Origin of the sequence: Pseudomonas brassicacearum, assembly GCF_003732265.1 — a bacterium.
In the GTDB taxonomy this organism is placed as follows: domain Bacteria; phylum Pseudomonadota; class Gammaproteobacteria; order Pseudomonadales; family Pseudomonadaceae; genus Aquipseudomonas; species Aquipseudomonas brassicacearum_D.
Window position 1 is genome coordinate 30,746 of sequence record NZ_MOBK01000011.1, and the last position, 19,935, is coordinate 50,680.

18 protein-coding genes are annotated in these 19,935 nt (G+C 60.3%); 10 read left to right on the forward strand and 8 right to left on the reverse strand.

Going from position 1 to position 19,935, the window contains the following annotated elements; translation table 11 throughout:
* Window positions 1–153: 153 nt before the first annotated feature.
* From BK660_RS25380 to fabI, 6 genes are read left to right on the forward strand one after another with little or no spacing between them, the layout of a single operon-like run.
* On the forward strand, window positions 154–1,986 hold the full coding sequence (locus BK660_RS25380) for an extracellular solute-binding protein (protein ID WP_123435618.1): 1,833 nt from the start codon (window positions 154–156) through the stop codon (window positions 1,984–1,986).
* On the forward strand, window positions 1,983–3,824 hold the full coding sequence (locus BK660_RS25385; protein WP_123435619.1) for an extracellular solute-binding protein: 1,842 nt from the start codon (window positions 1,983–1,985) through the stop codon (window positions 3,822–3,824). The genes BK660_RS25380 and BK660_RS25385 overlap by 4 nt, the downstream gene beginning before the upstream one ends.
* Window positions 3,825–3,828: 4 nt before the next feature.
* Entirely contained in the window at window positions 3,829–4,902 is a 1,074-nt protein-coding gene (locus tag BK660_RS25390; protein WP_027923384.1) for a microcin C ABC transporter permease YejB, read from the forward strand.
* A gap of 1 nt (window position 4,903) precedes the next feature.
* The gene (locus tag BK660_RS25395) at window positions 4,904–5,923 is read left to right on the forward strand and encodes an ABC transporter permease (protein ID WP_123435620.1); all 1,020 of its coding nucleotides are present in this window, start codon (window positions 4,904–4,906) and stop codon (window positions 5,921–5,923) included.
* Window position 5,924: 1 nt separating this feature from the next.
* Entirely contained in the window at window positions 5,925–7,532 is a 1,608-nt protein-coding gene (locus BK660_RS25400; RefSeq protein WP_123435621.1) for an ABC transporter ATP-binding protein, read from the forward strand.
* Between the two features lie 24 nt (window positions 7,533–7,556).
* On the forward strand, window positions 7,557–8,351 hold the full coding sequence (gene fabI, locus BK660_RS25405) for an enoyl-ACP reductase FabI (RefSeq protein ID WP_008152082.1): 795 nt from the start codon (window positions 7,557–7,559) through the stop codon (window positions 8,349–8,351).
* Between the two features lie 184 nt (window positions 8,352–8,535).
* Here the strand turns inward: fabI and BK660_RS25410 are convergent, their stop codons facing one another.
* Window positions 8,536–9,402, reverse strand: a complete 867-nt coding sequence (locus BK660_RS25410) for a LysR family transcriptional regulator (RefSeq protein ID WP_123435622.1) — start codon at window positions 9,400–9,402, stop codon at window positions 8,536–8,538.
* A gap of 114 nt (window positions 9,403–9,516) precedes the next feature.
* Between BK660_RS25410 and BK660_RS25415 the strand changes: the two genes are divergently transcribed.
* Both BK660_RS25415 and BK660_RS25420 read left to right on the forward strand, forming a co-directional pair.
* The gene (locus tag BK660_RS25415) at window positions 9,517–9,942 is read left to right on the forward strand and encodes a VOC family protein (protein WP_123435623.1); all 426 of its coding nucleotides are present in this window, start codon (window positions 9,517–9,519) and stop codon (window positions 9,940–9,942) included.
* Window positions 9,939–11,216, forward strand: coding sequence for an amidase (locus BK660_RS25420; protein WP_123435624.1), 1,278 nt, complete (start codon window positions 9,939–9,941; stop codon window positions 11,214–11,216). Before BK660_RS25415 ends, BK660_RS25420 begins: the two co-directional genes overlap by 4 nt.
* Here BK660_RS25420 and BK660_RS25425 read toward each other — a convergent pair.
* From BK660_RS25425 to BK660_RS25445, 5 genes are all read right to left on the reverse strand, one after another.
* Window positions 11,207–11,812, reverse strand: coding sequence for a GGDEF domain-containing protein (locus BK660_RS25425; protein WP_123435625.1), 606 nt, complete (start codon window positions 11,810–11,812; stop codon window positions 11,207–11,209). The genes BK660_RS25420 and BK660_RS25425 overlap by 10 nt on opposite strands.
* Before the next feature lie 74 nt (window positions 11,813–11,886).
* A complete protein-coding gene (locus tag BK660_RS25430; protein ID WP_123435626.1) occupies window positions 11,887–12,465 on the reverse strand; it encodes a hypothetical protein in 579 nt (192 codons plus the stop codon).
* Between the two features lies 1 nt (window position 12,466).
* Entirely contained in the window at window positions 12,467–14,635 is a 2,169-nt protein-coding gene (locus BK660_RS25435; protein WP_123435627.1) for a xanthine dehydrogenase family protein molybdopterin-binding subunit, read from the reverse strand.
* A gap of 24 nt (window positions 14,636–14,659) precedes the next feature.
* Window positions 14,660–15,115: a (2Fe-2S)-binding protein gene (locus BK660_RS25440; RefSeq protein WP_025111491.1), complete on the reverse strand. Its 456-nt coding sequence runs from the start codon at window positions 15,113–15,115 to the stop codon at window positions 14,660–14,662.
* Window positions 15,116–15,339: 224 nt separating this feature from the next.
* Window positions 15,340–16,185 carry an oxidoreductase gene (locus BK660_RS25445; protein ID WP_123435628.1) on the reverse strand — a complete coding sequence of 282 codons (846 nt, stop codon included), beginning with the start codon at window positions 16,183–16,185 and terminating at the stop codon, window positions 15,340–15,342.
* Between the two features lie 113 nt (window positions 16,186–16,298).
* On the opposite strand from BK660_RS25445, the gene BK660_RS25450 reads away from it, so the two are divergent.
* On the forward strand, window positions 16,299–17,216 hold the full coding sequence (locus tag BK660_RS25450) for a LysR family transcriptional regulator (protein WP_123435629.1): 918 nt from the start codon (window positions 16,299–16,301) through the stop codon (window positions 17,214–17,216).
* On the opposite strand, the gene BK660_RS25455 is transcribed toward BK660_RS25450, so the two are convergent.
* Together BK660_RS25455 and BK660_RS25460 are read right to left on the reverse strand one after the other, a co-directional pair.
* Window positions 17,213–18,367 carry an NnrS family protein gene (locus BK660_RS25455; RefSeq protein ID WP_123435630.1) on the reverse strand — a complete coding sequence of 385 codons (1,155 nt, stop codon included), beginning with the start codon at window positions 18,365–18,367 and terminating at the stop codon, window positions 17,213–17,215. The two genes, BK660_RS25450 and BK660_RS25455, sit on opposite strands and share 4 nt — an antisense overlap.
* Before the next feature lies 1 nt (window position 18,368).
* A complete protein-coding gene (locus BK660_RS25460; protein ID WP_123435631.1) occupies window positions 18,369–18,617 on the reverse strand; it encodes a transmembrane sensor/regulator PpyR in 249 nt (82 codons plus the stop codon).
* A 331-nt stretch (window positions 18,618–18,948) separates the two neighbouring features.
* Here BK660_RS25460 and BK660_RS25465 point away from each other — a divergent pair, with 331 nt between their 5' ends.
* Window positions 18,949–19,782 carry an AraC family transcriptional regulator gene (locus tag BK660_RS25465; RefSeq protein ID WP_123435632.1) on the forward strand — a complete coding sequence of 278 codons (834 nt, stop codon included), beginning with the start codon at window positions 18,949–18,951 and terminating at the stop codon, window positions 19,780–19,782.
* The last annotated feature ends 153 nt before the right edge of the window (window positions 19,783–19,935 follow it).

A 19,935-nucleotide genomic window follows, 5' to 3' on the forward strand; every position in this document is an offset into this window, starting at 1 on the left:
GACTGCTGCGCAGTCGGACGCAGGCTTCGCCAGCTGCTACAAGGGACCCGTAACTCCAATTAACCCTGCATTAACCCCCTGTCTTTTTCCTGTCGATACAAGCTGTTACTGTACGGGCCACAATGCCCAAGCCGCCTGGATCGGATCTCTGACTTGAAGCGTCCCCTCCTCCTGCTCCTGATCAGCCTGGCCTTCAGCTCCCCCGCAAGCGCGACGATCAGCGAAAGCCACGGTTATGCGCAGTTCGGCACGCTCAAGTACCCGGCCCGATTTACCCACTTCGACTGGGTCAACCCGCAAGCGCCCAAGGGCGGTACGTTGCGGGTGATGGCGTTTGGCACCTTCGATACGCTCAATCCTTACACCTTCAAGGGCTCAAGCCCGGTGTCCACCCCCAATTTCCTGCAGTACGGCATCAACGAGCTCAATGAGCCACTGATGGTCGGCACCGGCCAGTACGCGCCGTCCGGCGACGAGCCGACCTCCAGTTATGGCCTGATTGCCCAGTCGGTGGAATACAGCGAGGACCGCAGTTGGGTGGTGTTTAACCTGCGGCCCGAAGCGCGGTTCCACGATGGTTCGCCGATCACGGCCTACGACGTCGCGTTCTCCTACCGCTTGTTGCTCAAGGAAGGTCATCCGCAGTACCGCACCAGCCTTCAGGAAGTCGCACGGGTCGATATCCTCAACCCACAGCGCATCCGTTTTGTGTTCAAGCGCGCCGGCAATCCATTGCAGATCCTGCGCCTCGGCGAATTGCCGGTCATGTCACAGCATTACTGGAAAGGTCGCGATTTCAAGGCGACCACCTTCGAGCCGCCCCTGGGCAGCGGGCCGTATCGCATCACCTCGGTGACGCCTGGGCGGCAGATTGTTTTCGAACGGGTCAAGGATTACTGGGGAAAGGACCTGGCGGTCAATCGCGGCAAGTACAACTTCGATCGCATGGAAGTCGAGTTCTACCGCGACAGCGATGTGGCCTTCGAAGCGTTCAAGGCCGGCGAATTCGACGTTTACATCGAGCATCAGGCGAAGAACTGGGACAACGGCTACAACTTCCCGGCCGTACGTCGCGGGGACGTGATCAAGGCGCAGATCCCGCATCAGATCCCGACCCAGAGCCAGGGCCTGTTCATGAACAGCCGACGCCCGACTTTCGCCGAGACCAAAGTCCGCGAAGCCCTGGGGTTGATGTTCGATTTCGAGTGGACCAACCGCACGCTGTTCAGCGGCGCCTACAAACGCGCGATGAGTTACTACCCCAACAGTGAATTCGAAGCCACCGGGCTCCCGGTCGGTCACGAATGGCTGATGCTCAAGCCCTATCGCGAGCAGTTGCCTGCCAAGCTCTTCACCGAGCCGTTCAGCCTGCCGCACACCGACGGCCGCGGCATCCCCCGGGAAACCCTGCGCAAAGCCCTTGGGCTACTTGCCGAGGCCGGCTGGAAGCTCAATGGCCAGCGGTTGCAGAATGCCGTCGGGCAACCCCTGCGGTTCGAGATCCTGCTGGTCAACCCGAACCTGGAGCGCATCCTCCAGCCCTACGTTGAGAATCTGGCGAGCATTGGTATTGACGCACGACTGCGTACCGTCGACCGTGCGCAGTACAAGCAGCGCCTCGATCAGTTCGACTTCGACATGATTCTGATGACCCTCAACCAGACCCTCAGTCCGGGTCTGGAGCAATGGCAGTATTTCCATTCCAGCCAGATCGGGGTCAAGGGCAGTAAAAACTACGCCGGCATTGCCAACCCGGTGGTTGATCATTTACTTGAACAACTGCTCGCCGCCCAGAGCCGCGACGAACAAGTCGCCGCCGGCAAAGCCCTTGACCGCGTGCTGCTGTGGCAGCACTACATCATTCCCAACTGGTACCTCAATTATCATCGCCTGGCCTACCGCAACCGGTTCGCCTTTGTGACCACGCCGCCCTACACCCTGGGCCTGAGCGCGTGGTGGCTGAAGTCTTCGGAGAAAGATCAATGAAACCCGTACGCACCCTGCTGTTGCAGGCCAGCGGTCTGCTGTTCGCCGGGCTGGCCTGCGCCGCCCCGCAACACGCGGTGACCCTCTACAACGAGCCGCCGAAGTACCCGGCCGACTTCAAGCATTTCGACTACGTGAACCCGGATGCGCCCAAGGGCGGTATCTTTCGCCAGGCCGGTTTCGGTGGCTTCGACAGCCTCAATCCGTTCATCAGCAAAGGCGTTCCGGCCGATGACATCGGCATGATCTACGACACCCTCGCCCGGCAAGGCCTGGACGAACCGTTCACCGAATACGGCCTGGTCGCCGGCAAGATCGAGAAAGCCCCGGACAATAGCTGGGTGCGTTTCTACCTGCGCCCGGAAGCGCGCTTCCACGACGGCCATCCGATTCGCGCCGAAGACGTGGTGTTCAGCTTCCAGATGCTGACCAAGGACGGCGCGCCGCTCTATCGCGGTTACTACAACGACGTCGAGGAAGCGGTCGCCGAAGACCCGCTCACCGTGTTGTTCAAGTTCAAGCACTCCAACAACCGTGAACTGCCGCTGATCCTCGGCCAGTTACCGGTTTTGCCCAAACACTGGTGGGCCAACCGCGATTTCAACAAGGGCAATCTGGAAATGCCGTTGGGCAGCGGCCCGTACAAGGTCAGCGAAGTGAAGGCCGGGCGTTCGATTCGCTATGAGCGGGTCAAGGATTACTGGGGCAAGGACTTGCCGGTCAATCGCGGGTTCTACAACTTCGATGTGATGACCACCGATTACTACCGCGACAACACCGTGGCGCTCGAAGCGCTCAAGGCCAGGCAGTTCGATTACTGGCTGGAGATGACCGCGAAGAACTGGGCCAATGCCTACAACGTCCCGGCGGTCACCGAAGGCCGGTTGATCAAGGAACAGATCCCCAACGGCAACCCCACCGGCATGCAGGGCTTCGTGTTCAACCTGCGTCGCCCGGCGTTCCAGGACGTGCGCGTGCGCCAGGCCCTGACGCTGTTGCTGGACTTTGAATGGACCAACAAGCAATTGTTCAACAGCGCCTATGCGCGCACCCGCAGCTATTTCGAGAACTCGGAAATGGCCGCCACCGGCCTGCCGGATGCCGATCAACTGGCGATCCTCGATCCGTTTCGCGGCAAGATCCCCGAGCAGGTCTTCAGCGAAGCCTTCGCGAACCCGACCACTGACGGCAGCGGTATGATTCGCGACCACCAGCGCCAGGCCTATCAGCTGCTGCAAGAGGCCGACTGGCGGATCGTCGATGACAAAATGGTCGACGCAACCGGCAAACCGGTGACCATCGAGTTCCTGTTGGCCCAGACCGAATTCGAGCGCGTGCTGCTGCCGTTCAAGCGCAACCTCAGCGACCTGGGGATCGACCTGGTGATCCGCCGCGTCGACGTCTCGCAGTACATCAACCGCGTGCGCTCACGGGACTTCGACATGATCGTCGGCAGCTTCCCGCAGTCCAGCTCACCGGGCAACGAACAGCGCGAATTCTGGATGTCCGCCGCCGCTGACAAACCCGGCAGCCGCAACTCCATGGGCCTCAAGGACCCGGTGGTGGACCAACTGGTCGAGCAACTGATCAACGCCGATTCGCGTAAAAGTCTGGTGGCCCATGCCCGTGCACTGGACCGCGTGCTGCAATGGGGTTATTACGTGATCCCCAACTGGCACATCAAGACGTGGCGCGTGGCGTACTGGAACCACATCGGTCATCCGAAAATTTCACCCAAGTACGACATCGGCATCAACACCTGGTGGATCAAGCCCGACGCGACACCGGCGATAGAAGTCGAAACCAAACTGCAAGCCGATCCTGCGGGCACGGAGTAATCAGATGCTGGCGTATATTTTTCGGCGACTGCTGCTGATCATTCCGACCTTGTTCGGCATCTTGCTGATCAACTTCGTGATCATCCAGGCCGCGCCCGGCGGCCCGGTGGAGCAGATGATCGCCAAGCTCGAAGGCTTCGAAGGCGCCACCAGCCGCATTGCCGGTGGCGGCGCCGAAGTGTCGGTGGCCGGTTCCGCCTATCGCGGCGCGCAGGGTCTGGACCCCGCCTTGGTGAAAGAAATCGAGCACATGTACGGCTTCGACAAATCGGCGCCGGAACGCTTGTGGATCATGGTGAAGAACTATGCGTCCCTGGATTTCGGCGACAGCTTCTTTCGCGATGCCAAGGTCATCGACCTGATCAAGGAAAAGATGCCGGTGTCGATCTCCCTCGGGTTGTGGAGCACGCTGATCATGTACCTGGTGTCGATCCCGTTGGGGATCGCCAAGGCCACGCGACACGGCAGCCACTTCGATGTCTGGACCAGTTCGGCGATCATCGTCGGCTACGCGATCCCGGCGTTCCTGTTTGCGATCCTGCTGATCGTGGTGTTCGCCGGCGGCAGCTATTTCGACTGGTTCCCGCTGCGTGGACTGACCTCGAATAATTTTGCCGAACTGAGCATGGGCGGCAAGATCCTCGACTACTTCTGGCACCTGGCCTTGCCCGTGACGGCGCTGGTGATCGGCAACTTCGCGACCATGACCCTGCTGACCAAAAACAGCTTCCTCGACGAGATCAACAAGCAGTACGTGGTCACCGCCAAGGCCAAGGGCCTGACCCGCCACCGCGTGCTGTACGGCCACGTATTCCGCAACGCCATGTTGCTGGTGATCGCCGGATTCCCGTCGGCGTTCATCGGGATTTTCTTTACCGGCTCGTTGCTGGTGGAAGTGATTTTCTCCCTCGACGGCCTCGGGCTGATGAGTTTTGAAGCCGCGATCAACCGCGATTACCCGGTGGTGTTCGGCACGCTGTTTATCTTCACCTTGCTCGGCCTGGTGGTGAAACTGATCGGCGACCTCACCTACACCTTTGTCGATCCGCGCATCGACTTCGAAAGCCGGGAGCATTGAGATGAACCTGTCCCCGCTCAATCGACGTCGCTTCGAACTGTTCAAGGCCAACAAGCGTGGCTGGTGGTCGCTGTGGCTGTTTCTGCTGCTGTTCGGCCTGAGCCTCGGTGCGGAGCTGATCGCCAACGACAAACCGCTGGTGGTGCATTACGACAACAGCTGGTACTTCCCGGCGCTCAAGCGTTACCCGGAAACCACCTTCGGTGGCGAATTCCCGCTGGAGGCCAACTACAAGAGCCCGTACATCCGCGAATTGCTCAAGGCCAAGGATGCCTGGGTGCTGTGGGCGCCGATTCCGTACAGCTATCAAAGCATCAACTACGACCTGAAAGTCCCGGCCCCTGCGCCGCCGTCAACGGATAACCTGCTGGGCACCGACGATCAGGGCCGCGACGTGTTGGCGCGGGTGATCTACGGCTTCCGGATTTCGGTGTTGTTCGCCCTGACCCTGACCATTCTCAGCTCGATCATCGGCGTAATTGCCGGGGCCTTGCAGGGTTTTTATGGTGGCTGGGTGGACCTGGCCGGGCAGCGTTTCCTGGAAATCTGGTCCGGCTTGCCGGTGCTGTATTTGCTGATCATCCTCGCCAGTTTTGTGCAGCCGAACTTCTGGTGGCTGTTGGGGATCATGCTGCTGTTTTCCTGGATGAGCCTGGTGGACGTGGTGCGCGCCGAGTTCCTGCGCGGGCGCAACCTCGAATACGTGCGCGCAGCGCGGGCACTGGGGATGCAGAACGGTGCGATCATGTTCCGCCACATCCTGCCCAACGCGATGGTCTCGACCATGACCTTCATGCCGTTCATCCTGACGGGCGCCATCGGCACCCTGACCGCGCTGGATTTCCTCGGCTTCGGTTTGCCGCCCGGCGCGCCGTCGCTGGGTGAGCTGGTGGCCCAGGGCAAATCCAACCTGCAAGCCCCGTGGCTCGGCATCAGCGCGTTTGCGGTGCTGGCATTGATGTTGAGTTTGCTGGTGTTTATCGGCGAGTCCGCTCGCGATGCCTTCGACCCGAGGAAGTGAAATGAATCAGGACAATCTGATCGAAGTGCGCGACCTGTCCGTCGAGTTTGGTATCGGCGAGCGTGCTCAGCGCGTGGTCGAAGGCGTGAGTTTTGATATTCGGCGCGGCGAAACCCTGGCACTGGTTGGTGAAAGCGGTTCCGGCAAATCGGTCACGGCCCACTCGATCCTGCGGCTGCTGCCCTACCCGATCGCCCGGCACCCGTCCGGCACCATCGAGTACGCCGGGCACAACCTGCTGGACCTGAAAGAGAAGACGATCCGCCACATCCGCGGCAACCGGATCGCGATGATCTTCCAGGAGCCGATGACGTCGCTGAACCCGCTGCACTCCATCGAAAAGCAGATCAACGAGGTGCTGGGCATCCACAAGGGCCTGATCGGCAAAGTGGCGACCAAGCGCACCCTGGAGCTGCTTGAGATGGTCGGGATTCCCGAGCCGGAAAAACGCCTGAAAGCCCTGCCCCACGAATTGTCCGGCGGCCAGCGCCAGCGGGTGATGATCGCCATGGCCCTGGCCAACGAGCCGGAACTGCTGATCGCCGACGAGCCAACCACCGCACTGGACGTGACCGTTCAGCTGAAAATCCTCGAATTGCTCAAGGAATTACAGGCCCGCCTGGGCATGGCGCTGCTGCTGATCAGCCACGATTTGAACCTTGTGCGAAGAATTGCGCATCGCGTATGTGTCATGCAGCGCGGTTGCATCGTCGAACAGGCATCGTGCGAAGAGTTGTTCCGCGCGCCGCAGCATCCGTACACTCGGTTACTGCTGGCAGCGGAGCCCAGCGGCACGCCGGCGACCAATGTTATCGGGCCGCCATTGCTGCAAGTCGAGGACTTGAAAGTCTGGTTCCCGATCAAGAAAGGCCTGCTGAAAAAGACCGTTGACCACATCAAAGCGGTGGACGGGATCAATTTCAGCCTGCCCCAGGGGCAGACCTTGGGGATCGTGGGTGAAAGCGGTTCGGGCAAATCGACGCTCGGCCTGGCAATTTTGCGGTTGATCGGCAGCAAAGGCGCGATCCGTTTTGAAGGCAAGCAGCTAGACTGCCTGACGCAGAACGAAGTTCGACCGTTGCGCCGCGAGATGCAGGTGGTGTTTCAGGACCCGTTTGGCAGCCTGAGCCCACGGATGTGCGTGAGCCAGATCGTTGGCGAAGGCCTGCGGATCCACAAGATGGGCACCGAGGCGGAGCAGGAACAGGCAATTATTGCGGCATTGAAGGAGGTAGGTCTGGATCCGGAAACCCGGCACCGCTACCCCCACGAATTTTCCGGCGGGCAACGGCAGAGAATCGCCATTGCCCGGGCATTAGTGCTAAAACCGGCGTTGATTTTGCTGGACGAGCCGACGTCGGCCCTCGACCGCACCGTACAACGCCAAGTGGTGGAGCTGCTGCGTTCACTGCAAACCAAGTACAACCTGACGTATTTGTTTATCAGCCATGACCTGGCTGTCGTCAAAGCGCTGAGCCACCAGCTGATGGTGGTCAAGCATGGCCAAGTGGTCGAACAGGGAGACGCGCAAAGTATCTTTGCCGCCCCCCAACATCCGTATACACAGCAGTTGCTGGAAGCCGCTTTCCTGGCACCAGCCACTGCGTAATAACCTGAAAGAGAGGAGCAACACATGGGTTTTCTCGCCGGTAAGCGCGTACTGATCGTCGGTGTCGCCAGCAAGCTGTCCATCGCATCCGGCATCGCTGCCGCCATGCATCGCGAGGGCGCTGAGCTTGCCTTCACTTATCAGAACGACAAACTCAAGGGTCGTGTCGAAGAGTTCGCCCAGAGCTGGGGTTCCAACCCTGACCTGTGCTTCCCGTGCGACGTGGCCAGCGATGAAGAAATCGCCAAGGTCTTCGTTGAGCTGGGCAAGAAGTGGGACGGCCTGGATTGCATCGTGCACTCCGTCGGCTTCGCCCCGGGCGACCAACTGGACGGCGACTTCACCGAAGCCACCACCCGTGAAGGTTTCCGCATCGCTCACGACATCAGCGCCTACAGCTTCGTGGCCCTGGCCAAAGCCGGTCGCGAAATGATGAAAGGCCGCAACGGCAGCCTGCTGACCCTGTCGTACCTGGGCGCCGAGCGCACCATGCCTAACTACAACGTCATGGGCATGGCCAAGGCTTCGCTGGAAGCTGGCGTACGTTACCTGGCCGGCTCCCTGGGCCCGGACGGCACCCGCGTCAACTGCGTATCGGCTGGCCCGATCCGCACACTCGCCGCTTCCGGCATCAAGAACTTCCGCAAGATGCTGGCTGCCAACGAAGCGCAAACCCCGCTGCGTCGCAACGTCACCATCGACGAAGTCGGCAACGCCGGTGCCTTCCTGTGTTCGGACCTGGCGTCCGGCATCAGCGGCGAAATCATGTACGTGGACGGTGGCTTCAACACCACTGCGATGGGTAGCCTGGAAGAGTGATCTTCAGCTAGCCAATAAAAAACCCGCCGATTAGGCGGGTTTTTTTATGCCTGAAATAATCGTCAGGCCACACGGTCAAAATGTGGGAGCGGGCTTGCTCGCGAAGGCAGTGTGTCAGTCACTGCATGTGTCGACTGAACCGCCGCCTTCGCGAGCAAGCCCGCTCCCACAAGGGGATTTGTGTTCAGACATTGGACGGGGTGAGGCAATTGGCGAACAGTTGCTGGATCGGCTGTGTCCGCTGGCTGTAGCGCTGCAACAGCACAATCTCCCGATAGAACGTCAGCTCGCCCAGCCGAATGATCCTGACCTTCGCCCCATACTCCAGCCACAACCCCGCCTCGGGCAGCAGCGACACGCCCAAACCGCATTCGACCATTTTCACAATGGCTTCCAGCTCATCCAGTTCCAGCGCCACGTGCACGTCAATCTGATGATCGCGCAGAAACCGCGTCACCAGACGTCCGCCAAACGAGTTACGGTCATAGCGCACATGGGGATGACGGGTGAGGATCTGTAACGGGTCATCACCTTCAAGGTTCATCGGAACGATCAAAACGAACGGTTCCCGGCGAATCACCTGCGCCGACAATTCCTTGGGCAGTTCAAACGGTGGCTTGATCAAAATGGCCAGGTCCACCTCACCGGTGTCGACCTGACTCAACAGATTCAACGACACACCCGGCACCAATTTCGGTTCCAGCAACGGTGCCTGCTGCCTCAACCGCAACAACGCCTGGGGCAACAACCCGGTCTGAACCGTGGCCACAGCCCCAATCTTCAACTCGCCTCTGTATTCACTGACGTCATCACTGACCGCCATGCGGCTGAACGTTTCCAGCATCTCCCTCGCCATCGGCAACGCCCGTTGCCCTGCCGCATTGAGAATCGCCTGGCGCCCCGTACGGTCGAACAACCGGATACCCAACGCCTGCTCCAGATTGCGCATTTGCGCGCTGACCGCCGATTGCGTGAGGCCGATGTGCATCCCGGCCGCCGCGAACGTGCCGTACCGCGTCACGGCAATGAACGTTTTGAGTTCGCGCAGCATGACCGCCTCCGATTGATCGAAATAATTTGAGCTCGACGCAAAAACTATCGTCTTTCAATCAAAAAGCACAGCGCTAAACTCAGCCTCACGCAACGACCATTTGAGGCCTGCCCCATGCAATTGTCCCCTTTCCACTTGGCGATCCCGGTGTATGACCTGACCGCCGCGCGCAACTTCTACGGTGAGGTATTTGGCCTGGAAGAGGGTCGTTCCAGCGATCACTGGGTCGATTTCAACTTTTTCGGCCATCAACTGGTGATTCACCTCGCGCCAAAAAACGCCTCTCAGGAAGCCGCGCACACCAATGCCGTGGACGGCCATAACGTGCCGGTCCCGCATTTCGGCGTGGTCTTGAGCATGAATGAATGGGAGGCGCTCGCGCAGCGGCTGACTGCGCGGGGCACCTCGTTTGTGATCGAACCGGGTATTCGCTTTCAGGGACTGGTGGGTGAGCAAGCGACGATGTTCCTGTTCGACCCTTGCGGCAATGCGCTCGAGTTCAAGGCGTTCAAGGACATCAGTCAGTTGTTTGCCAAATGATCCGCCCTGCTCCGGATGCAACGACCCTCAGCGAGTCGGTGATCAACGGTGAGACGACTCCCCTCGCCATCGCCGAAACGATGCTTGAGCGCATTCTTGCGCAGGAACCGGATATCCAGGCCTTCGTCTCGTTCGACGCCCGCCAGGTACGCGCCGATGCCGCGCAGAACAAGGGCCGAGGCCTACTGGCCGGCGTGCCCGTGGGCATCAAGGACATCTTCGACACCGCTGAGTACCCCACGCAATTCTACTCACCCATTTACACCGGCCATCAACCGTCCCGGGATGCCCACGTCGTCACACTGTTGCGCGAGGCCGGCGCGCTGGCAATGGGCAAGACCCACACCACCGAGTTTGCGTATATGCAGACCGGTCCGACCCGCAACCCACATGACCTCTCTCGTACGCCTGGCAGTTCCAGCGCGGGTTCGGCAGCAGGGATGGCAGCGGGTTTCTTCGCGTTGGCGCTGGGTACACAGACCGCTGGCTCATTGCTCAAGCCAGCGTCTTACTGCGGCCTCTTTGCCTTCAAACCGTCATTGGGACTGGTGTCGCTGGAAGGGGTAAAACCGCTGGCACCGAGCTTCGACACTGTGGGTTGGTATGGTCGATCGGTGCGCGATCTGCAGCTGCTGGCGCGAGTGCTGATCCCTGGTTTCGTCGTACCTGACGTCGAGCGGCGTCCGCTGCGATTGGGTTTCTGCCGCACGTCACGCTGGGATCAGGTGGACCCGCAAGTGGCTCAAGCGCTGGAACAGGCAGCGAATCAACTCAGAAACGCCGGCCATCAGGTGAGCGAAATCCGGCTGCCCGATGAATTTGCCGGTGTGTTCGACGACCATCATCTGATCAACGACTGCGAAGGCGCCCGTTCGCTGGCAAAGGAATTTCAACGGCACCGGACCCAATTGAGCCCTTCGACATTGGCCATGTTCGAGCGCGCAGCGGCGACAACATGGGAACAGGAGTCAGCGGCCAAGGCGCGCCTGGCGAGGCTTGCCCCTCGCTTGGATGAGCTTTGCCAGCCCTACGACGCCATGCTCGGCGCCTCATGCGGGATGGTCGCGCCGATTGGCCTTGAAAGCACCGGACCGTCAGACTTCATCAAGTTCTGGGGAGCGTTTGGCCTGCCACAGATCAATCTTCCTTTGATTCGCCCCGAAGGCGATCTACCGATCGGGTTACAGCTGATCGGACGGTTCAGAGACGATGGACAGTTATTGCGTACCGCCGAGCACGTTGCAGCGGACTTGCAAGGCATCTCTCAATCCTGAATCGACAGCGGTTTTTCAGCGCGCAGCGCCTCATCGACCACCGTCAAAAGCTCTTCCACTGGCTGATGCAACTGCGGGTCAAATTCGATCTGTCCGAGGCTGAAGTGCAGGTCAGAACGGCGATGCACCGTGGCGTTACGCGCGGCGAGTATTTCTTCGAGTCGCGCCCGGATAGCGGCGATATCTAAACTGCTTGAACCCAGTAGCAAGGCAACGAATTTGTCGGCGCCCAGCCGGCCGATCACATCGCTTTCGCGAAAAGCGATGCGCAGCACATCAGCGAAGGTTTTCAGTGCGCGGTTGCCCTCGGCGCGGCCATACAGGTAGTTGATGTGCTTGAGCTCATCGAGTTTGAAATGCAACAGCGTCGTCGGTTTATCCAGTTGCTGGCAGGCGTCCAGCCCCTGTTGGGCCAATACGGTGAAACCGTGTCGGTTGGGCAGCAGCGTCAACTCGTCCATGCTTGCCATCTGCACGCCCATCAGCTCTTGCTCGGCCTTGCGGGCCAGGTCGCGCAGCAATTGACGTTCCTGTTGGGGCGAACGCAATGGATCAGCGCGAACGCCGTTTTTCACCGGTTTGCCTGGGATCAACATGACTCACTCCGTTGGCGGATATGGTCTTTAGAGTCGGCCATACCCGCATTGACTCCCTGTTAACGGACCGCCGGTCAGCTACCCAGCACCGGACAAGGCCCTCCCGCCTCGGCCCACAGTTTGAATTGCGTGACAAAAATGTCGTGCGGCACCGGCACCGGCGCCCTGCCCTCACCGGGATTCCAGCCCCACAACACCAGTTTGTCGTCGCTGACATGCTTGATCAGCGCAGCGAAATCACGGTCGCCATTGCTCGCGCGATCCTTGATCATCGCGCACAGCTTGTCCGCCGGCAGGCCGATCCAGGCCATCTTGTGCGACGCCGGCGGCAGGCTCCAGTGCGGCGCCCCCGGTGGCGAGTGCGGCCCGTAACTGGACGGCGGATTGGTCTCGGCGTGACAGGTCGCACAGGGCAGACCCGCCGCGCCCTTGCCGTCCATCCCGCGCACCACGTTCATGGCATGTGGGGTTCCGGCATCGAACTGCAACGGCGAATCCCCTGGAATGTGACAGTTCTGGCAACGCGGACTTTGAAAGACTTTCTGCACCGTATCGAATGCCTTGATCGCCTCCTTGTCGTCCGCAAACAGGTCTTCGGCGTAGCCGGCCAGGCCAATCAACAGCACCGCACCCAACATCAGATGTCGTTTCATGTCACACCCCCGACAATTGCAGCGGCAGCTCACGCAAGCGTTGCCCAGTCAGGGCGAACACTGCGTTGGCAACGGCCGGTGCGGTGGGTGGAACGCCGGCCTCACCGATGCCGCCGGACCGTTCGGTGCTGGGCACGATATGCACTTCAACCACCGGCATTTCATTCAGCCGCAACACTTGATAGTCGTGGTAGTTGGATTGCACCACCTGCCCGTCCTTGAAGGTCAGTTTGCTGTGCAAGGCGAAGCCGAGGCCGAAGGTGATGCACGATTCCATCTGCGCCGCGATGCTCATCGGGTTGACCGCAATCCCGCAATCCACCGCGCACACCACCCGGTGCACGCGGATTTTCAGGTTGTCCTGGGACACTTCCGCGACGTGCGCCACGTAGCTGCCGAACGACTCGTGCACCGCCACGCCCAACGCATGACCGTCCGGCAACGGCGCGGTCCAGTTGGCTTTCTCGACCGCCAGATTGAGCACGCCCAAGTGTCGAGGGTGGTTCTTGAGCAAGGTTCGTCGGTATTCCACCGGATCCTTGCCGGCCGCCTCGGCCAGTTCATCGATCAACGATTCCATGACGAACGCCGTGTGACTGTGCCCCACCGAACGCAGCCACAGCACACTGATGCCGGTTTTCGGCGAGTGCAGGTCCACCTGGTGATTGGCCAGGTCTTCCAGATAAGGGCTGTCGGCGACGCCTTCCACCGAGGTCTTGTCGACGCCGTCCTTGACCATCATGGCCGCAAACGCGGTGCCGTCCATGATCGACTGCCCGACCATCACATGTTTCCAGGCGATCGGCATGCCGCCGGCATCCAGACCGATATTGGCCTGATGCAGGAACATCGAGCGGTAGTAACCGCCGCGAATATCGTCCTCGCGCGACCACACGGTTTTCACTGGAGCGCCGGCGGCTTTGGCTACCTGCACGGCTTCGGCGACAAAATCCGAGGTCGGATTGGCCCGGCGACCGAAGCCGCCACCGAGGAATTCGGTGTGAATGTCCACCTGTTCGGGTTTGAGCCCGGTGATCTTGCCCGCGATCATTTGATCCAGCGTCTGGAACTGAGTACCGGTCCAGATTTCACACTTATCCTTGCTGATCTTCACCGTGCAATTGAGCGGTTCCATCGGCGCATGGGCCAGGTACGGCACGCTGTATTCGACGTCGATCTTCTTGGTTGCTTTGCCCAGTGCGGCCGTTGCATCGCCCGCCTTGCTCGCCGAAATGCCGGGGGTGGCGGCCAGTTTGCGGAAACTCTCCAGCAGCTTCTGGCTGTCGAGCCCGGTGTTCGGCCCCAGGTCCCAGTCGACTTTCAGCGCATCGCGCCCCAGCTTCGCAGCCCAGTAATGATCGGCAATCACCGCCACGCCCGTGGGCACTTGCACCACTTTATGCACGCCCGGTACTGCCAGCGCCTCGGCGCCTTCGAAGGATTTGACGCTGCCGCCAAACACCGGCGACCGCGCGACCATGGCGGTCATCAAGCCGTCGAACTGCACGTCCATGCCAAACTTGGCCCGGCCGGTGATTTTCTCCGGCGTGTCGAGGCGCTTGGTGGGTTTGCCGATGACCTTCCAGTCCTTGGCCTCCTTGAACTTGATGGAAGCCGGATCCGGCACCGGCAACTTGCCGGCGTCGTCAGCCAGTTCGCCATAGGTGGCGCGCTTGTCGCCGGCAATCACCACACCGGATTCGGTGCGGATCTGCGAAGGCGCGACGTCGAAGCGCTTGGCGGCCGCATCGACCAACATCAAACGCGCCGCCGCACCGGCCTGCCGGTAGCGATCAAACTCCATCCAGGTCGACGTCGAACCGCCGGTAATCTGCATACCGCCAAACCCGGCCAACCCGTAATCGGCGGCCGAGGCAGGTGAGTGCTCGACGCGAATGGTCGTCCAGTCGGCGTCCAGTTCTTCGGCGATCAACATGGTGAGGCCGGTCCAGATGCCCTGGCCCATTTCCGAATGGCCGAGCAGCACGGTGACGCTGTTGTCGTTGCCGATGCGCAGGAACGCATTGGGCGCAAAGATGTTGCCCTCATTCTCCGCGCCCACGGCAAAACGATGGGCGCCGGGGATGACAAACGCCACCACCAGCCCACCGCCCAACAACGCACTGCCCTTGAGAAATCGGCGACGTGAGACATCCAGGATGCTGTTCATGATTCTAATCCCCTCCACATGGCATCAACCGATCTCGGCGGCGCGTTTGACCGCCGCGCGAATCCTTGGGTAAGTGCCACAACGGCAGATGTTGCCGGAGAGCGCCTGATCGATGTCGCTGTCGGTGGGTTTGGGAATTTTTGCGAGCAATGCGGCGGCAGACATGATTTGCCCGGACTGGCAGTAACCGCACTGCACCACATCGAGCTCGGCCCAGGCTTGTTGTACCGGGTGCGAGCCGTCGGTGGACAGGCCTTCGATGGTGAGGATTTTTTGCCCGTTGGCCACGGCGGTCGCGGGCGTGATGCAGGCGCGTAAAGGTGCGCCATCGACGTGCACGGTGCAGGCGCCGCACTGGGCCATGCCGCAACCGAACTTGGTGCCAGTGAGGTGCGCGACATCGCGCAGGACCCAGAGCAGCGGCATGTCCGCGGGGACATCCAACTCCTGATCCTTGCCATTGATGTTGAGGGTCAGCATTGCGAATTTCCTCAGACTCACGGTGTTCTGAAGGGCGTCGCTACGACAAACAACTGCCTGTGCGCGCCTTGGGTTATCCCTTCAGCTAAGCGCAAAATGCCGGGCGAGACCGGTTCATCGACCACCGGTCACACAAAGGCCGCCTCAAATGGGCGGCCGTTGCATTGATCTTTTGCAGTGAAAGCGCTCTAGCCATAACAGCTGTCGTGCCACAAAAAAGCTGTTTAGAAGTCGGTGGACACTGACACCTCGTGCCATGCCTGCAACTCTTCGGCAACGAAGGTATTTTTGGCTTCAATCGCCGCCACACAATCACTGCCCAGTGGCAGGCGCAGCGGTGCGTTGGTTGCCTCTACCAAGGTGATCATGGCCTGCGCGAGCTTGTCCGGATCACCAGGCTGATTGAGGGTCACGGCCTTGGCGATTTTGCGCACCTCGCCTGCGGTGCCGTCGTAGTCGCCAATGGAGGCGGGAGATTCGACCAGCGAATTGCCTTCGAGGAATTCCGTACGGAAGTAACCGGGCTCCACCACGGTGACTTTAATTCCCAGCGGCGCCAGCTCGGCATGCAGCGCCTCGCTCAAGCCTTCAACGGCAAACTTGGTCGAGCAGTACACACCGAACCCCGACCCCGACCGGTATCCGCCCACCGAAGACAGGTTGATCACATGCCCGCTGCGAGCGGCACGCAGGTGTGGGAGAACTGCACGGGTGACGTTCAGCAGGCCAAAAACGTTGGTCTCGTACAAGCGCCGCACTTCATCGGCGCTCGCTTCTTCTACCGCGCCCAGCAAACCGTAGCCGGCGTTGTTGACCAGCACGTCGATACGCCCGAAGTGCTCGATAGCCGCGTTGGCGACCGCAATGCCCTGCGCCTCGTTGGTGACGTCCAGCGCAACGGCGAGCAACCCTGGTTGGGTGCCGAAACGCTGGGTGATCGTCCCCGCGTCACGGGCAGTGGCGACGACCGCATCACCGTTTGCCAGGGCGGCGGCGGCGATTTTGGCGCCGATGCCACGGGAAGCGCCGGTAATGAGCCAGACACGTTTGAAAGAGTGGGAAGTGGTCATGAGCGTGTTCCTTGTTTGCGGTTGGGGTGAGCACAAGGTACGCAGGAAGATTGATCGGAAAAATCGCCTCGTGCTACAAGCACTATGAAACTGTCTTTCATAATGGCGGCCCTATGAATCACGATCCTTTTGATGGCTTGACCGAATTCCTGGCGGTCGCCGAGCACAAAAGCTTCACCCTCGCCGCGACTCGCCTGGCCGTGACGCCCACCGCCGTCAGCCACGCGATCAAGCTGCTTGAGCGTCGCACGGGTGTGCTGCTGTTTCAGCGCACCACGCGACGGGTCGCATTGACCGAGGCCGGCGCCAGCCTGTTCGCGCGCTTGCGCCCGGCGGCCAGTGAAATCGACGAAGCGCTGGCGGTACTCAGCGGTTTTCGTGATCAACCGATGGGCACGTTGCGCATCACCGCGCCACGGCTGTCCGGCGCACTCCTGATCGAGCCGTTGATTCCGTTGTTTCGCCAGGCCTGCCCGCAAGTCAACCTCGATATTTCCCTGGACGATGCCACCGTCGACCTGATGACAGGTGGTTTCGACGTCGGGATCCGGCTCGGGGAATCCATCGAGAAAGACATGGTTGCGGTGCGCCTGACCCCGGACCTGCAATGGTCGGTGGTGGGATCGCCGGCGTACTTCTCCAAGGCTGGTAAACCGCTCAGCCCGGAAGAACTCACCCGGCATGACTGCATCGGCTTCCGCTTCTCCACCTCGGGCAACGCGCACCGCTGGGAATTTCGCCGTGACGGGCGCGACTTCACGGTGGGCGTCGAGGGCGGCCTGACTGTTAATGACCGTCGGCTACTGGTCTCGGCCGCGCGAAACGGTCAGGGATTGGCCTACGCCTGTGATCTGGAGATCATCGACGACTTGGCGAACGGCCGGTTGGAGCGTGTGCTGCAGCCCTTTGTGCCGCTGAGTACGGCGCTGTACCTGTACTTCCCCAGCCGTACCCAGACACAGCCGAAACTGCGCGCTTTTATCGATTTGGCCACCCGCTGGATCGCCGACCAGGGTGGCCTGGGGCGCTAGACCCGTGGTTTGAACAGGATCGTGGTGTAGCGCGTCAGGAACAGGCCGAACGCCGCGCACCACAGCAGCGCCGAGAGTGCCAGTCCTGCCCCGGAAAACGGAACGAGCAACACCCGGCACATGCCAGCGACGACCAGCAAGGCAAAGCCCAGTACCACGGTTTTTGATGGCTGCAATAATCGCCCGGTATGGCCGAGGCTCACGCGGGCAATCATCGCCAGGATCAACCCGCCAATGCCGCCCACGGCCAGCGCATGGGTGGCCAGACTCTGTTGCGGCATCAGGCCCGCGTGCCACAGCGCCATCGCCAGCGCAGCCATCAACATCCAGGCATAGGCCAGGTACAGCGACCAAAGCAGCGGTACCCGCCAGATCCCTCGATCATGCCAGCGCCACAAGCGCCACAGATGCAAAGTGCCCATCAGCAGAAACAACACGGACAACCACGCCCTCGGGCTGTCATTCAAGCCACTGGCGAACGACACCGCCGCCAGCAATGAACTCACCAGCAGGATTTTAGTGGGCAACGGGTTAGCCGCCGGTGTGGCAGGACGGTTCAAACCGCGCTGGATGAAAAACGGAATGACCCGCCCGCCAATGACCGTCATCAGTGCCGCCACCAGCCACAAAGCCGCGAGCACACCGTGTCGTTGCAACCCCGCGTCATCGGTGGCGATCCCCCACAGCGTCAAGGCCTGGCAGCCCGCCATAAAGGCAACCACCAGCAGAATCGGATAGTTCTCACGTTTACCGGCCGCGATCAGATCCCGACCCAGCATCCAGGCCAGCAGCGGCAGAAACGGTGTCTGCAGAGCAATCAGAAGGGGCGCAGGAATCGGCAGCAACCACGCCAATCGCGCCAGCAGCCACACCAGCAACAACCCGATCAACGGCCAGCCGCTCAAGCCGGGACGCCCGGTCCAGTTCGGCACCGCCGTCAGCAGAAACCCGGCAATGATCGCCGAGGCAAACCCGAACGGCATCTCATGCCGATGCCAGCTCAACATGCCGCCAATGGGTTGCGCACCGGGCAATCGGCCGTACAACCACAGCGCCCAGATCGCGACGGCCACCAGCGCAAACAGCGCACCGGCAAAAAAGAATGGACGAAACCCGAGGCTGAACACCGGTGCGGCGGCAAGTTTTCTCACTTCACGCCACCACAGGGATCAGGGCTTTAGACAACCGGTATTGCGCCAGCAGGCGCATGACGTAGCCGATCTTGAGCAATGTAGGGCCGACGATGGTCATGGCATGCATCGCCACCAACAACGCGATGGGCATATGACCGGCGTACAGGTAGGCGCCATAGATTCCGGCAAACAGCATGACCAGGCCGGCGCCGAGGACTTTGCTCGACAGGTGCAGAACGCGCAGAGGGTCATTGAAAAAATTGAACATTTTGTCGTACTCCTGAAGCGGGTCAGTTGTACGTCAGGAGTATCAAGCGCCGTGCCAGATATTGTCCCCTTTAAAATCAATACGTTGAACGTTGAAGAGTCATATCGACAACAAGCATAAGCAGTCTTTATGACACCTGATTAAGTCATATTGACTCGATTCTTCCCACCCAGGCAAGGCTGGCCAAGCGATTCACGCCATGCACGAGGGCATGGTGCTGACCGATCCAGCGCATGGAAATGCTGAAAAGCCCGGACACCACCAAGTCTCAGCGAGCCTTTGACGGCGAGAGCTAATACACTCCGTTGCTGGCCTGCCGAGGACATTGACGATGAAGCACACCGTTGCCAAAGACGTTGACAAAGCCCCCCGCTTCTGGCGTGACGATGCCCTGCCCTTCATCGAAGCCCGCTCCATCGCCGACGGCCGCGAGGTCTGCTACACCCGGCATTCCCATGAGCACTTTTCCATCGGTGCGATCACCGCCGGGCGCAGCACCTACCTTCACGAGCAAGCGCAGTTCGAGGTCAGCACCGGCACCGTGGTGTTGATGAACCCTGATGATGTGCATGCCTGCAATCCGATCGACGACCAGCCGTGGTCGTACCTGATGCTGTACGTCGAGACGCCTTGGCTGACCGATCTGCAACATCAGCTCGGTTTCAGCCAGGACTCGGCCTTCAGACGGTTTTCCATCACCCACACCCGCGACGGCAACCTGTTCGCCGGCCTCAACGATTTGTACGAAATACTGGTTGATCCTCTGCAGGATGTGTTGTGCAAACACAGCGCGGCGGTAGAGTTTTTTACCGAAGTACAACAGCGGCTCAACCCGGTCGATCAAGCGCCGCGCGAACCCAATTTCAAGCTGGAGCGGGCTGCCGACTACATTTGTGACAACTGCACACACCCACTCAAGCTCGAAGACATTTGCGACGCGGCTCAACTGTCGCCGTCCTACCTGATTCGCGCCTTCAAGCAACATTACGGCATGACACCCCATGCCTTTCTGGTTAACCGGCGTATCCAGTTCGCTCGTGATCAATTGCGCATTGGCAAGTTGATTGCTGATGTTGCCCTGGAAGCGGGATTTGCTGATCAGGCGCATTTCCAGCGCGTCTTCAAACAGCACTTGGCAGCGACGCCGGGGCAGTATCGCGGCTGAGAAAATACTCTACAGTTAGAACGTTAGTTAATTGCACGGAAACTATTAAAACCGCACTAAACCATATGCAAGTCATACAAAGACATACAACTAATATGACAACGCAGCGCCCACTTATTTAAGCTCCTCTTCCAAGTCACACCCGAAACCAAC